General features: G+C 67.7%; 14 protein-coding genes. 6 read left to right on the forward strand and 8 right to left on the reverse strand.

Annotated features, from left to right (window positions below):
- Positions 1-1095 carry a zinc-dependent metalloprotease gene (locus AC1XX3_RS10140; RefSeq protein ID WP_483320963.1) on the reverse strand — a complete coding sequence of 365 codons (1095 nt, stop codon included), beginning with the start codon at positions 1093-1095 and terminating at the stop codon, positions 1-3.
- Between the two features lie 170 nt (positions 1096-1265).
- Positions 1266-2738: a D-alanyl-D-alanine carboxypeptidase/D-alanyl-D-alanine endopeptidase gene (gene dacB / locus AC1XX3_RS10145; RefSeq protein WP_483320964.1), complete on the reverse strand. Its 1473-nt coding sequence runs from the start codon at positions 2736-2738 to the stop codon at positions 1266-1268.
- A 106-nt stretch (positions 2739-2844) separates the two neighbouring features.
- Between dacB and AC1XX3_RS10150 the strand changes: the two genes are divergently transcribed.
- Positions 2845-3396 carry an inorganic diphosphatase gene (locus AC1XX3_RS10150; protein ID WP_483320965.1) on the forward strand — a complete coding sequence of 184 codons (552 nt, stop codon included), beginning with the start codon at positions 2845-2847 and terminating at the stop codon, positions 3394-3396.
- 38 nt (positions 3397-3434) lie between these two features.
- Here AC1XX3_RS10150 and crcB read toward each other — a convergent pair whose 3' ends face one another.
- Both crcB and AC1XX3_RS10160 read right to left on the reverse strand, forming a co-directional pair.
- Entirely contained in the window at positions 3435-3806 is a 372-nt protein-coding gene (gene crcB, locus AC1XX3_RS10155) for a fluoride efflux transporter CrcB (protein WP_483320966.1), read from the reverse strand.
- Positions 3803-4237, reverse strand: a complete 435-nt coding sequence (locus AC1XX3_RS10160) for a fluoride efflux transporter FluC (RefSeq protein WP_483320967.1) — start codon at positions 4235-4237, stop codon at positions 3803-3805. Before AC1XX3_RS10160 ends, crcB begins: the two co-directional genes overlap by 4 nt.
- A 112-nt stretch (positions 4238-4349) precedes the next feature.
- On the opposite strand from AC1XX3_RS10160, the gene AC1XX3_RS10165 reads away from it, so the two are divergent.
- On the forward strand, positions 4350-5369 hold the full coding sequence (locus AC1XX3_RS10165; RefSeq protein ID WP_483320968.1) for a TRM11 family SAM-dependent methyltransferase: 1020 nt from the start codon (positions 4350-4352) through the stop codon (positions 5367-5369).
- Between the two features lie 24 nt (positions 5370-5393).
- On the opposite strand, the gene AC1XX3_RS10170 is transcribed toward AC1XX3_RS10165, so the two are convergent.
- Positions 5394-6392, reverse strand: a complete 999-nt coding sequence (locus tag AC1XX3_RS10170) for an acetylxylan esterase (RefSeq protein WP_483320969.1) — start codon at positions 6390-6392, stop codon at positions 5394-5396.
- Between the two features lie 17 nt (positions 6393-6409).
- Entirely contained in the window at positions 6410-6628 is a 219-nt protein-coding gene (locus AC1XX3_RS10175) for a hypothetical protein (protein WP_483320970.1), read from the reverse strand.
- A gap of 80 nt (positions 6629-6708) precedes the next feature.
- Here AC1XX3_RS10175 and AC1XX3_RS10180 point away from each other — a divergent pair, with 80 nt between their 5' ends.
- Positions 6709-7851 (forward strand): winged helix DNA-binding domain-containing protein, encoded by a 1143-nt coding sequence (locus AC1XX3_RS10180; protein ID WP_483320971.1) that lies wholly within the window; start codon positions 6709-6711, stop codon positions 7849-7851.
- 74 nt (positions 7852-7925) lie between these two features.
- On the opposite strand, the gene AC1XX3_RS10185 is transcribed toward AC1XX3_RS10180, so the two are convergent.
- Entirely contained in the window at positions 7926-8294 is a 369-nt protein-coding gene (locus AC1XX3_RS10185; protein ID WP_483320972.1) for a DUF2511 domain-containing protein, read from the reverse strand.
- A 352-nt stretch (positions 8295-8646) separates the two neighbouring features.
- On the opposite strand from AC1XX3_RS10185, the gene gmd reads away from it, so the two are divergent.
- The 3 genes from gmd to AC1XX3_RS10200 all read left to right on the forward strand — a co-directional run bounded on the left by gmd (position 8647) and on the right by AC1XX3_RS10200 (position 11964).
- The gene (gmd, locus tag AC1XX3_RS10190; RefSeq protein ID WP_483320973.1) at positions 8647-9675 is read left to right on the forward strand and encodes a GDP-mannose 4,6-dehydratase; all 1029 of its coding nucleotides are present in this window, start codon (positions 8647-8649) and stop codon (positions 9673-9675) included.
- Positions 9672-10661 (forward strand): GDP-L-fucose synthase family protein, encoded by a 990-nt coding sequence (locus AC1XX3_RS10195; protein WP_483320974.1) that lies wholly within the window; start codon positions 9672-9674, stop codon positions 10659-10661. The genes gmd and AC1XX3_RS10195 overlap by 4 nt, the downstream gene beginning before the upstream one ends.
- Before the next feature lie 103 nt (positions 10662-10764).
- Complete coding sequence (locus AC1XX3_RS10200) at positions 10765-11964, forward strand: glycosyltransferase family 4 protein (protein WP_483320975.1); 1200 nt, start codon at positions 10765-10767, stop codon at positions 11962-11964.
- Positions 11965-11990: 26 nt separating this feature from the next.
- On the opposite strand, the gene AC1XX3_RS10205 is transcribed toward AC1XX3_RS10200, so the two are convergent.
- The gene (locus AC1XX3_RS10205) at positions 11991-13478 is read right to left on the reverse strand and encodes a glycerophosphodiester phosphodiesterase (protein ID WP_483320976.1); all 1488 of its coding nucleotides are present in this window, start codon (positions 13476-13478) and stop codon (positions 11991-11993) included.
- Between the last annotated feature and the right edge of the window lie 117 nt (positions 13479-13595).

Raw genomic sequence — 13595 nt, forward strand, 5'->3', positions numbered from 1 at the left:
TCAGGAGGCCGACAGCGGGCTGTCGGGCGTCTGGGCGGCGTGCACCCGCGACACCCACAGGTGCGGGGCGGCGATCTCGGCCTTGGTCGGCAACGTGTTCGGGGAGGTCCAGACGCGGTTGAAGCCTTCCATCCCGACGGCGCCGATGACGTGCCGGCAGAAGGCCGCGCCGTCGCGGTATTGCCGCATCTTGGCGTCCAGCCCGAGCAGCCGGCGAATGACCTTGTCGAAGCCCTGACCCTTGCGCCGCTGGTCGAACTTGGCCCGGATCTGGGCGATGGAGCCGATGACCTCGGGGCCCACCTGGTCCATCACCACGTCGGCGTGGCCCTCGAGCAGCGACATCACCGCGGTGATCCGGTCCACCCGCTCCCGCTGGGCCGGCGTCTGCACCAGGTCGAGCAGGCTCAGCTCGCCGCCGCTGCGGATCGAGTCGCCGATCCGCATCACCGCATCTCGCAGCATCTGGGCCAGCGCGCCACCGTCGAGCTCTGTCGACTCGACCACCCCGGCGATCTCGGCGTTCATGTGTTCCCGCAGCCACGGGACCGCGGTGAACTGCACCCGGTGGGTCTCCTCGTGCAGGCAGACCCACAGCCGGAAGTCGGCCGGGTCCACCTTCAGCGACCGCTCCACCGCGACGATGTTGGGCGCGACCAGCAGCAGCCGGCCGCCGGGCGCCCCGAACTCGGCGCCGGTTCCGGGATAGAACGGGTCGAACTGCCCGAGGACCTTCGGGGCCAGATAGCTGAGCAGCACTCCGACCTCGGCGCCGGTGACCCGGGCGCCGACGTCGGCCATCGGGCCGGGCTTCACGGCGGCCGACGCCTTGGCGACCAGCGGGGTGAGCACCTGGGAGAACCCGTCGAGGTTGGCCTGGATCCAGCCGGGACGGTCGACGACCAGCACCGGGGCGGTGCCACCCGGGGTCTGCAGCCCGGTCACCTCGGTGACGTAGGCCTCCGCGCGCTCCGCGCAGGCCCGCAGTGAGGCGACCGCCGCGGCCGCGCCGGCGGCGGAGATCGCCGGTCCGGGCTTCACCAGCTTGCGGGCCGTGCTGGCGGCGACGGTCCAGTCGACCATGGAAGGACTCATGCCCCCGACTCTATGCGCCCGGGTCACTGTTCGCCCGCGTCATGTCCGCCCTGGTCACGTCCGCCCGGGTCACGTCCGCCCGGGTCACGTCCGCCCGGGTCACGTCCGCCCGGGTGATCACTCCCCCGGTCATCTCGGCGAACTGGTCGACCGGCAGGCAGCGGCTGGGTCTAGCGGCAGCCGCAGCGGCTGAGTGCCGTGCCGACTCCGTCGAGCCAGACCTGAGCGGCATAGTCGTTCTTCGCGTCGTTGACGACGAAGGCGTACACCAGCAGCGAGCCGTCCCGGGCCCGGACGAATCCCGCCAACGAGTGGACCTGCCGCAAGGTACCGGTCTTGCCTCGAACGACACCGGTACCCGCCTCGGTGGCGTCGGAGGAGAACCGGTGACGCAGGCTGCCCTCGACCCCGGCGACCGGCAGGCCGGTGATCACGGCCCGCAGCTCGGGGCGTTTGTCCTCGGCCGCCACCCGGAGCACGTGCGTCATCGTGTCGGCCGGGACCGTGGTCTGTCGCGACAACCCGCTGCCGTCGTGGACCACCGTCGCCGGGTCCCAGGCACCGAGCTCGGTCAGGGTGGCCCGGACCGCGGCGGCCCCGCCGGCGAACGAGCCCGGCTGCCCCGCACCGAGGGCCGCCTGGCGCAGCAGCACCTCGGCAGCGTCGTTGTCGCTGGTCATCAGCACCTGCTCGACGATCAGCTCCACCGGCATCGACGACACCGCGGCCAGCTGCGTGGCCTCCGCGGCGGCCCGGGTCTTGGTCACCTTGCCGACCTTGATCTGGTTGGCCCGCAACGCGGTGGCGAACGCCTCGGCCGCAGCCTTGGCCGGGTCGCTCTGCCGTCGCCCCGGCGAGCCCTTGTCCAGGCGTCCCGCATCGACCCACAGCGCCGACACCGGCGTCACCTGGTCGGCGTACCCGCTCGGCCAGGTCGGGTTCCAGGCCGGGCCGCTGAACCGGGATGCGTCGTAGCCGAGGGTGACTGTGGTGCGGCCGCTCCGGGCGAGGGCGGCTGCGGTGGCCTTGGCCAGATCGGCGATCGAGGAGCGCGCCGGGTACGTGCTGGCGGTGGTCTTACTGGCCAGATATGGGTCCCCGCCACCGACCAGCACCACCTGATCCCCGCGACCGGCCACCACCGTGGTGGTGAACCTGTGCTCGGGCCCGAGCACCGCCAGGGCCGTGACACTGGTCAACAGCTTCATCGTCGACGCCGGGATGAGGCCCACCTCGGCGCGATGGTCGTACAGCGCGGTCCCGGTGCCGACGTCGAGGACGGACCCACTGAAGGTTCCCCCCATGCTGTCGCGGCTGACCGCCTCGATCTTCGCCGTGACTCCCGCTCGGCTGGCGCGCCGGCCGGACACGGCGGCGGGCAGCACCGGGGCGGGCAGCCCGGTCGACTGATCGGCCCGCGTCGACTGATCGGCCGGCGTCGGCGCGGTGGGTGCGGTGGGACCCGAATCCGACGCGGACGACCCGGCGGTGGCCGGCGCCGTCGAAGGGCCGCCGCTCGACCAGCCGGAGGCACTCAGCCCGCGGTGGAACAGCTCCGAGAAGCCGCCGGTGACGACGCCCGCGGTGACGGCAGCGGCGAGGAGCAGCACTACCAGACCGAGACCAAGTCGTGAAAACCGCACGGCACCTCTTATCCTTTTCGGCACGAGGCTCGAGACTCCTGGCGCTCGGACCCGCCCACCGCGGAGCCCGAACCAGAGCGAGCAGCCCAATCATAAGGAGGCCCGGATGACAGACCCCACCAAAGAGGTGCGACGCCAACCGTTCAGCGATCTCACCTTCGATGTCACGGTCGAGATCCCCAAGGGCCAGAAGAACAAGTACGAGGTGGACCACAAGACGGGGCGGATCCGGCTCGACCGCACATTGTTCACCTCGACCGCCTATCCGGCCGACTACGGCTTCATCGAGGGGACCCTCGGTCAGGACGGCGACCCACTCGACGCCCTGGTGCTGGTGTCCGAGCCGACGTTCCCGGGCTGTCTGATCCGTTGCCGGGCCATCGCCATGTTCCGGATGAAGGACGAGGCCGGCGGCGACGACAAGGTGCTGTGCGTCCCGTCCGACGACTACCGCCGCGACCATCTGCGCGACATCGAGAACGTCCGCGACTATCTGCTGCTCGAGATCGAGCACTTCTTCACCGTCTACAAGGACCTGGAGCCGGGCAAGTCGGTCGAGGGTGCCACCTGGACCGGGGTCGAGGAGGCCGAGGAGGAAGTTCGGGCCAGCTTCCAGCGCGCCGTGGACAATCCCGGCTTCTGGGACAACGCCCACTGAGTCCCGCGCCACGATCGCCGCACTGAGCGGGAGCCGGGTCAGCGGCCGAGGAGCAGTCCGAGGCCGACCCCGGCTGCCGCGGCGAGCACGCCGCCGACCAGGATTCCGAGGGCGTTGACCGCGGCGGCCACCGGTCGGTGCTGCTCGGCGAGCCGGACGGTGTCGACGCTGGCCGTGCTGAAGGTGGTGTAGCCGCCCAGGAAGCCGACGCCCAGCACCAGCGCCGCCGACTCCGGCAGCACGCTGACGCCCAGACCGGCCACCAACCCGAGGGCGAGCGAGCCGGTCAGGTTGACCACCGCGATGCCCACCGGGAAGCGGCCGGACGTACGGGCCTGGATCAGCATGTCCAGCAGAAAGCGAGCCACCGCCCCGAGCCCGCCGGCGAGGGCCACCGCGACCGCGATCATGGCGCCGCCCGGAACCACGGCCGGCGCGCCAGCCAGCTGCCGAGCAGTGCCGCCCCTGCGCCGGCGACCACCGTAACCAGCGCGTACGCCACGGCCGCCGCCGGCAAGCCGTCGCGGAGGAGCGCCTGGGTGTCGACGGTGAGCGCGCTGTAGGTGGTGAAACCGCCGAGGGCGCCGGTGCCCAGTCCCAGCCGTGCGGCACGGCGCCAGCCGGTGTCCGGCCCGCGTCGCGCCAGCCCTTCCAGCAGCAGCCCCAGCGCGAAGGCCCCGGCCACGTTGATGCCGAGGGTGGCGACCGGGATCCCGCCCAGGGTCGGTGCCGCGGTGCCGATGGCATACCGGGCTGCGGTGCCGATCGAACCCCCGAGGAACACCAACACCAGCACCGGCGAAGCCCGTACGGGTCGCGTGGCGGCGGAGGTCTCGGGCATGCGGACGGTCCAGAGGTTGGCGGGCCAGGAGTGATCAGAGCGGGCGCTGCTCACCGTACTGCAGCAGCCGCGGGTGTCCGAGACGCCGCCCGGCGGTCACTACAGTGTCCGCATGCACCTCGTGATCCTTCTCTCCCCGTCCGCCAACCGGGTCTACGCCGGTCAGGCCTCCCAGCTGGCGGCGGCCGAGCTCGGCGTGCTGCTCGGTGGGGATTCCGGGACAGTCGAGATCACCGCTGTCCAGATCGCCGGCGTGGACTACCTGCAGGTGTCGGTGGACGAGCTCGACGACCGGCTGCAGTCCGCCCTCGGTCTGCTCTCGGCCCGGTTCGCGGTCTTCGCCCGCGAGGAGGATGACCGGCTGCGGCCGTTGGCCGTGACCGCCCCAGACCTGTTCGACGACGACCTCGTGTCCATCCCGAAATATCCGGGCAAGACCAACGAGCAGTTCACCCGGCTGCTGGTCAACGTCACCCTGGCCTCGATCCGTCGCCGGCCACAGCCCATGTGGTCCATCCTCGACCCGCTGTGCGGCCGCGGCACCACCTTGAGCACCGGGCTGATCCTCGGCCACGAGGTCGCCGGGGTGGACGCGGACCTGAAGGCGCTGGAGGCGTACACCGCGTTCCTGAAGACCTATCTGCGCCGCAAGCGGCTCAAGCACACTGCCGAGCTCAGTCCGGTGCGGCGCGAGGGCAAGAGCCTCGGACGGCGCCTGGACGTGAGCGTCACGCCTGCGGACTCGGACAAGACGCTGCACCTGACCGCGTTCTCCGGTGACACCCGCCAGTCGGCGGCGCTCTATGGCAAGCGCACCTTCGACGCGGTGATCACCGATGCGCCGTACGGGGTGGTGCACGGCAGCCAGACCGACGTCCGCGGCGTCAGCGGCAAGCGGGACCGCTCAGCCGGCGGACTGCTCCGCGAAGCGCTGCCGGTCTGGGCCGGCCAGCTGCGCACCGGCGGTGCGCTGGGTCTGTCCTGGAACACCTATGGGCTCAGCCGCGAGGACCTGGCGGCGTTGGCCGTGGGCGCCGGGCTGACCCCGCTCGATGACGGGCCCTACCTGCAGCTCAGCCACCGCGTCGACTCCTCGATCCAGCGCGACGTGTTCGTCGCCGTCAAGGAGTAGCCCGGCGCGCCGCTCGGGCGGCGGTCAGCGGCCGAAGAGCTCGGCGACCCAGTCGAGCTGGGCGGCGACCTGATAGCCGGCGCCACCCTCGTGACCGTTGTGCGGATAGACGTTGATCGACTTCGGCGTCTCGGGCGTGCCGTACGCGTTGTAGGCCGCGAACACCGTCGACGGCGGGCAGACGGCGTCCATCAGCGCGACGGAGAACAGCGTCGGCGCCGTGGCCCGACGGGCCAGGTTGACCCCGTCGACGTAACTGAGGGTGCGGTACGCCGCGTCGGCATGATCGCGCCAGGACGCGAGATAGCGGGTGATCTCGCCGTACGGGTCACTGGCGGTCAGCTCGACCGCGCGGCGGAAGTGGCACAGGAACGGCACATCGGGCGCCGCCCCCGCCAGCTCGATCCCGGCCAGCGGCGCCAGCCCGGCGGCGGCGATGGTGAGTCCGCCGCCCTGGCTGCCGCCGGTGACGATGATCTTGGACGGGTCGACCAACGGGCTTGCCTGGGCGGTCTGCAGCATCCTCACCACGTCGACGTAGAGCCGGCGGAAGTAGTACGAGCGAGGGTCGGTGATGCCGACGGTCATGAAGCCCGGGACGTGCACCTGGCCGGCCTCGGGAGCGGCGTCGACCGTGGCCGACGACCCGCCCGTGCTCCAACCCTGACCGCGGGTGTCCATCACCAGGTGCGCGTAGCCGGCCTGGGCCCACACGGTGGTGGCGTGCGGCAGGCCGCGACCACCGGAGTAGCCGTGGTATTGCACGACGGTCGGCAACGGGCTGCTGGTGCCGGCGGGGACATGCAGCCAGGCCTTGACCGGGGTGCCACCGAAGCCGGCGAAGGTGACGTCGTAGGTGTCGAGCAGCGCCAGCCGGTTGTCGACCGGCTCGAACGTGGCGCCGAGATCGAACGCCGTCGCCTCGGCGATGGTGTCGGACCAGAACTGGTCGAAGTCGTCGGGTTCGACCACCTCGGGTGCATAGCTGCGCAGCTGGTCCAAGGGCAGGTCGAAGAGCGGCATGGCAGGGCAGTCTAGGGCTAGGTCTGGATTCGTCTGACGACTGCCCAGATCGCGATCGGCTGCCCGCTGATCTGCTGAAGGTCTCCGGTGCCGGTCCAGTAGTTCCAGCCGGTGGTGTCGGGAGCCGCGGTGGCCATGGACTCCGGCCGACGGCTGGATACCCGGTCGGGCCAGCGGAGAAGGGCCGGCGGGCGGGTCAGGGTTACGGCGATGAGCAGCGCGGCTCTGCATCCCACGCGGTGGGGATACGCCTGCGACTGTCGGTGCGGGTCCGTAATCTGATCATGGCACTGCAGCCGACGAGAAAGGGAGTCCGATGGCCGGGACCACGCCCGAGGTCTTGCTGACCCGCGACGAGCTGATCAGCCGCCGCATCCTCGCCCAGGAGCTGGACCGCGCTCCCGAGAGCAGAGCCCCGGCGGACGTGGCGATCCTCGATCTTGGTGTACAGGACACCGGCAAGGACGCGGCGTCATGGGCGCTGGCCAACCGCGGCGCAGCCATCTCGACAGTGGCCTCAGCGCCGGAGTTCGCCGTAGCGTGGACGGTGCGCGGGGCGCCGCACCTCTATCGTCGCGACGATCTGCCTGACGTCCAGGTGGCCACCTCCCCGTTCTCCGAGGCCGACGCCGGCAAGCGCATCTTCGACGCCAACCGGCCGCTCAAGGCGGCCGGAATCCCGGCCCGGTCGGCCCTCGCCGAAGTGGCCACGGTGATGCGCGACCTGGTCCGCCGTCCCACCGTCAAGGGCGAAGTCTCCGCGGCCCTGGCCGAGCGGCTGCCCGAGCCGTACCTTCGCTTCTGCCGGCCGTGTCAGGCCACGCACCTGCACGAGATGCCGTTCCGGCTGGCCGCGCTGGCGGCCGGGCTGGAGTTGCAACCCGGCACCTCTCCCCCGGTGCTGCAGCGAGTGCCCGGCTGGCCGCGGCGTAGGTACGGCCCCGCCGAAGACCCCGACCAGGCACCGCCACGGCTGCAGGTGATCCGCGCCTGCCTACGCTTCGTCGGCCCGGCCAGCCACGCCGAGGTGGCGGGCTATCTGGACGCTCCGGTGGCCGACGTGAAGCGGCACTGGCCCGCGGATGCCGTGGCGGTCGTAGTCGACGGCGAACCCCTCTGGGCGCTGCCGGATCAGCTCGAGCCGGTCGCCGTCGACGAGAGCCTGGTCAGGCTGCTCGGCCCGTTCGACCTGCTGTTGCAGGCCCGCGACCGGCACCGACTGGTTCCCGACCGGGACCGGCACCGCGAACTCTGGCCGACGCTCGGGCGTCCAGGTGCCGTCCTGGCCGGAGCCGAGGTGGTCGGCAGCTGGCGGCCCCGCGCCAGCGGACGGATGCTGACGGTGCAGGTCACCCCCTGGCGGCCGTGGTCGGCGGAGCTTCGAAGCGAGGTCGAGCAGCAGGCCGAGCGGTTGGCGCAGCACCGCGGGGTGACTTTGAAAGGGCTGGGCGAGCCGTGACGGAGCCGGACAGCTGACACATGGACGAACTCGCAGTTCAGTTGGCCCAAGTCCACGGCATCAACGGACCAGACTCAGCCGCAGACGGTGGAGGCATACTCGATGAGTCGCGTCAGGTCCTTCTTCTTGCCTGAAGATCCCTCTTCGTCGGCCCAAATTGCCTTCAGGTCCAAGTAGCCACCCTCGGTCTTTGCGACGTCATTGAGGTAGTAGACGTCCTCCGTGCCGACGGGCTGGACGGTGTAGGCCTTCACACTCGGACACCCGATCACGGCCTCGTCCACAGTGAGCGGCCACTCGTTCTCGAACTGACTTCGCGTTACTAGGCCGATATTCTCAGTGGGCGTCGGGCTGGGCGGTTGGGGCGGTGAATCAGACCCGTTCGAACACCCCACCAGAATAATCAACAAGAAACCCGTCAAGAGTGTCCGGATTTTGTACATGCCACTCACATTCCATCTTGAGATCCCACGGGGGCTCAGCCAGTATGCACCAGGCGATGACGCGAATCTGACGCCATCGGTCACGTTCTGATCTCAAGGGTCCACGTCCGACCGCCAGACCTGTGCTTGCTCGACGTCAGCACAAGATCTTGCTCACGTGAGCTTCGCCTGACGGGCCGCGATATTCGACTGCGCGATCTTGAAACCGGCCGTGACCGCCGCACCTGCCGCCGTGACGTGGTGGCTGCCGCGAGACGACCTCACACAGACCGTTGTCCCCACCGCTACAGCGGAATCCGATAACATGTACGCGCAAGTCTCTGTCCCGGAGACGACGGCTGTAAGGAAGTGGATGACGAAGCGCGCCTTCATCACCGGCATTACCGGCCAAGACGGCTCTTACTTGGCTGAGTTGCTACTGAGCAAGGGTTACGAAGTACATGGGCTGATTCGGCGAGCGTCGACGTTCAACACCGCCCGGATCGATCATCTGCTTCTCGACTCACACGACCCTCGGGCGAGACTTTTCCTTTACTACGGCGATCTCAGCGATGGAGTGCGGCTCGTTACGCTGCTGGGAAAGATCCAGCCCCATGAGATCTACAACCTGGCCGCTCAATCTCATGTCCGCGTCTCCTTCGATGAGCCCGAGCACACCGGCGACACCACCGGAGTGGGGACGATGCGGCTGCTCGAGGCCGTTCGAGTGTCGCAGGTGGATTGCCGTTTCTACCAGGCCTCGTCGTCGGAGATGTTCGGCGCGTCGCCACCGCCTCAGAACGAGGAGACCCCGTTCTACCCGCGATCTCCGTACGGCGCCGCGAAGGTCTATTCCTACTGGGTGACGAAGAACTACCGCGAGGCGTACGACATGTTCGCCGTGAACGGAATCCTCTTCAACCACGAGTCACCGCGTCGCGGCGAGACTTTCGTGACGCGCAAGATCACCCGGGCCGTCGCCGCCATCAAGGCCGGCCAGCAGGACTCTTTGTACATGGGCAACTTGGATGCCGTCCGAGACTGGGGTTATGCCGCCGAGTACGTCGAAGGCATGTGGCGCATGCTCCAAGCCGACCGTCCCGATGATTACGTGCTTGCGACCGGACAAGGCATCAGCGTTCGTGACTTCCTAACCACAGCTTTCAGTCATGCAGGCTTGGACTGGGAGAAGTACGTCAAGTTCGATGAGCGCTATCTGCGACCCACCGAGGTCGATGCGCTTATCGGGGACCCAACGAAAGCGCATGCCGATCTGGGCTGGAAGGCGACGGTCGACCCGCACGCGCTCGCTCGGCTGATGGTGGACGCTGACATCGAGGCACTCGAGCACGCCGGCTCGCACTGGATCGACAAAGTCACACTCGAAAGCTGGAACGTATGACGAGCGGGCTCGCCTCCCCGCACGGCGGCCGACCCATCGCGGAGATGGATAGGGACGCGACCGTCTACGTCGCTGGTCATCGGGGCTTGGTGGGATCGGCCATTTGGAAGAGGTTGCAGGCCGCAGGGTTCAGCAACCTTGTCGGTCGCTCGTCCGCAGAGTTGAACTTGCTGGACCGCCAGGCCACCTTCAGCTTCTTCGACAAGGTCCGACCGAGTTACGTCATCCTGGCGGCGGCCAAGGTAGGTGGGATACTCGGCAACAGCCAGTACCCCGTCGACTTCCTGAGCGAGAACCTTCGTATCCAGGTCAACGTGATGGATGCTGCTCTTGAGCAACGTGTTGAGCGCCTCCTGTTCCTGGGTTCGTCCTGCATCTATCCCAAGATGGCTCCCCAGCCGATCCGCGAAGAGTACCTCCTGACCGGCCACCTGGAGCCGACGAACGACGCCTACGCGATTGCCAAGATCGCGGGAATCCTCCATGTCCAATCGGTTCGGCGTCAGTATGGCCTCCCGTGGATATCCGCGATGCCGACGAACCTCTACGGGCCTGGCGACAATTTCTCGGCGACCGGCTCGCATGTGCTGCCCAGCCTGATCCGGCGCTATCACGAGGCTTTGCAGGTCGGCGCGGCCGAGGTGACGAACTGGGGAAGCGGATCGCCGCGCCGGGAGTTCCTGCACGTCGATGACATGGCCGACGCCTGTCTGCATCTGTTGGAGAACTACGACGGAGCAGAGCAGGTGAACATCGGGACGGGCACTGACGTCTCAATCCGCGAGGTAGCCGCCATGGTCGCAAACGAGCTGGGCTATGAGGGTGTCGTGCACTGGGACACCAGCAAGCCGGACGGCACCCCGCGAAAGCTGCTCGACGTCAGCAAGCTCAGGGCAGCCGGCTGGGAGGCCCAGATCCCGCTCGCCGACGGGATCGCCTCGACGGTGGCCTGGTATCTGGCGCACCACGCTGAGGTGAGGGCTTAGCCGCCGGAGGTTGTCTTCCGGTGCCAGTCGGCGACAATCGCTGCGGGCCACTAGTACAACGAGAGAGATGTCTGTGCAGTCAAAGGCAAGGTCCGATGTGCTCGTGGTCGGACTCAACTACATTCCCGAGCCCACTGGGATCGCGCCCTATACGGCGGGTCTTGCCGAGGGCCTCGTCCGCGACGGCCGCCAGGTCCGGGTGATCACTGCCTATCCGCACTATCCGCAGTGGCGCGTGTACGACGGCTACGCCGGCCACAGCTCGAGCGAGGTCCTCAACGATGTGCCTGTGAAGCGGTTACGTCCCTGGGTCCCGCGCTCTCCTCGATTGGTTGATCGAACCGTCATGGAGGTGTGGTTCGGACTGCGGTCAGCGTTCACCCCATGGGGTCGCCCCCGCGTCGCTGTGTTGATCTCGCCGGCGCTGTTTGCTGCAGGAATCGCGTTGCTGGCAGCACGTGTGCGGCGCGTCCCCACCGTGATCTGGGTGCAGGATATCTACAGCCTTGGGATCGCAGAGACCGGCCGTTCCAAGATCGCTGGCCGCGCTATTCGCCTCCTTGAGCGGGCAGTGCTTGCATCTGCTGACACCGTGGTCGTCATCCATGATCGCTTCAAGCGCTACCTCGTCGAGGACCTGCATCTACCCGGTGAGAAGATCGAGGTCATTCGTAACTGGTCACATCTGCGCCCGTCGCCGGCGATTGACCGGGCGTCCGTGCGTGCGTCGCTCGGCTGGCGCGACGATGAGATCATCGTTCTCCACGCAGGCAACATCGGTGCGAAGCAGGGTCTGGAGAACGTGGTCGAAGCGGCTGCCCTCGCGGCCGAACGTCGCTCCGCGGTCCGCTTCGTGCTGCTCGGCGACGGCAACCAGCGCGCGGCATTGGAGGCGAGCAGCCGAGGTGATCGGATTACGTTCATCGATCCACTCCCGGACGCCCAGTTCGCCGGAGCGCTGCAGTCGGCGGACATCCTGCTGGTGAACGAACGACCAGGTCTCACCGAGATGTCAGTACCGAGCAAACTCACGTCCTACTTCACCACAGGGCTGCCCGTCATTGCTGCGACCGACGCCACCAGTATCACCGCGGCCGAGTTGGCCGCGGCAGGGGCCGGCCTTCGGGTCGACGCCGCAGACCCCGACGGCCTGCTGGCGGCGGTTGAGCAGCTTGCGGCTGACCCCGATCGGGCGAAGCAGTACGGCGCCGCTGGGCAGACCTTCCAGGTGGAACGACTGTCCCAAGGCGCGGCCATCCGAGCCTTCCGAGACGTGTTGGCTGCCCCAACGTCGCGCCCCTGAGGAATGCGCAGAGCCGTTGAACTGCGCTATTCGCTGATGGTGACCGACCGGAACTGTACCGCCGGGCCTTTGGGATAGTTCTTACACAGCGAGAAGTAGCCGCCGCGATACGCGGAATGCTCGACCTCGAAGTTCCAGGTGTCTAGGCCTTCTCGTGAGACCCGAATATGGTCTGGGTCGACGGTGATCAGGAACCGCATCCACTGGCCCGGGACCGGCGGCTTGGTGGGACAGGCCTCCAAGCGAGCGCCGCTGACCTCGTTCGCCGGACGGGCGAACAGCTCCAGCATTCCGTTCGCTCGAAAGATGATGTGGTAACCCGATACTGGACTCGCTACCCGCACACGGTACGGCTGGTCGTCCGCTTGACCGAAGGCCAGGCCAGCGTGCAGCGCCTTCTCCGGGAGCGATTCCGGCCATCTCATTTCGAAACTGATTGTGTACGTCCCGGCCTTGACGGGTGCCATGGAACCCATGATGTAGCTCTGCACACCTGCCTTCGCAACGGTGAGAGACGAAGTCAGCACATCAAAGGAGGGTTGGTAGGACCAGCCCTTCGTCGTCGTCCACGGCAGGTCCCCGGCCGCTCGTACGCCGCTGCTGAAGGTGTCCGCTGCCTGGGCCGGCTCGGAGGCGGTGACATAGGGGATATTCGAGCACATCATTCCTTGGACGCCCAGCTTCACCAGCCGGTCCCGCATCGACCGCGTGTGAACCTCCCACCCGATCACAGGCTTGCCGACTGCCACCAGTGTTCGGATCTCCTTGTCGGAGGCCGACGTGGGCGCTCCGAGGAAATCGAACCGATCGGAAAGCTCGTCGACTCGACTGATGATGTCGGGGGTGAAGTACCCCCAGCGCTTGAATCCGCGAGCCTTTGCCTCCTTGTACTGGCCCGCACCCGCCCATTGCTTCCAGACGAAGTGGGACTTGGCGTCCGGGTACTTCTCCATGAGGTCCAGCAATGCTTTGGTGTTGGATCCCTGCTTATCTTCGATGAAGATCACGTGCGACTTGGCGTAGGTGTCGAGTACGTCGACCAGCTTCGGGATCGGCTGCGGTTCCACCCCCGGTCCGAGCCACTCACGAGCATCGGTGGGGATAGCAGCCAATGCCTCCCACGTGGTCTCCTCGATCGTGACCGATTCCGCCCCGAGGCGCTTGGTCGTCTGGTCGTGGTGGCACACGAAGACTCCGTCGGAGGTGGCATTGACCGATATCTCGAGCGCGCGAGCACCGGCGGCGACGGAGCCCGCGTAGGCCTGCGCCGTATGCTCCACCCAGTTGTCGCCAGAGCCCCGGTGCGCGATGTAGAACGGCTTGCCAGTCAGCAGCTGGTCAATGGTGTGAACTTCCTCCACACCGACCGGTGAGCTTGCGATCGGCGGCTCCTGCTGCTTGCGAGCGCAAGCCCCCAACAGCATCGACGATGCTGCCCCAAGCAAGAACTGTCGTCGTCCGAACAGTTCCGATCGGAGGCCCGATCCTTGTCGGGCGAATATCTCAGTGGTCACGGGGCCGTTCCTTCCGCACACTCGGTAGTTCTCATGAGGTACTTCGGACAAGACGCAGCATTGGCGGCCCGCCATCGCAGCGAGTGCCACCAATGCAACGTCTTACATTTGAGAGCT

The sequence above is a fragment of the Microlunatus sp. M237 genome (assembly GCF_056896895.1).

Coding starts and splice junctions, on each gene's coding strand:
- crcB (WP_483320966.1), bottom strand. CDS start 3,806: ATGATCGCGGTCGCGGTGGCCCTCGCCGGCGGGCTCGGGGCGGTGGCT.
- AC1XX3_RS10195 (WP_483320974.1), top strand. CDS start 9,672: ATGACGAGCGGGCTCGCCTCCCCGCACGGCGGCCGACCCATCGCGGAG.
- gmd (WP_483320973.1), top strand. CDS start 8,647: ATGACGAAGCGCGCCTTCATCACCGGCATTACCGGCCAAGACGGCTCT.
- AC1XX3_RS10150 (WP_483320965.1), top strand. CDS start 2,845: ATGACAGACCCCACCAAAGAGGTGCGACGCCAACCGTTCAGCGATCTC.
- AC1XX3_RS10185 (WP_483320972.1), bottom strand. CDS start 8,294: ATGTACAAAATCCGGACACTCTTGACGGGTTTCTTGTTGATTATTCTG.
- AC1XX3_RS10180 (WP_483320971.1), top strand. CDS start 6,709: ATGGCCGGGACCACGCCCGAGGTCTTGCTGACCCGCGACGAGCTGATC.
- AC1XX3_RS10170 (WP_483320969.1), bottom strand. CDS start 6,392: ATGCCGCTCTTCGACCTGCCCTTGGACCAGCTGCGCAGCTATGCACCC.
- AC1XX3_RS10165 (WP_483320968.1), top strand. CDS start 4,350: ATGCACCTCGTGATCCTTCTCTCCCCGTCCGCCAACCGGGTCTACGCC.
- AC1XX3_RS10140 (WP_483320963.1), bottom strand. CDS start 1,095: ATGAGTCCTTCCATGGTCGACTGGACCGTCGCCGCCAGCACGGCCCGC.
- AC1XX3_RS10160 (WP_483320967.1), bottom strand. CDS start 4,237: ATGCCCGAGACCTCCGCCGCCACGCGACCCGTACGGGCTTCGCCGGTG.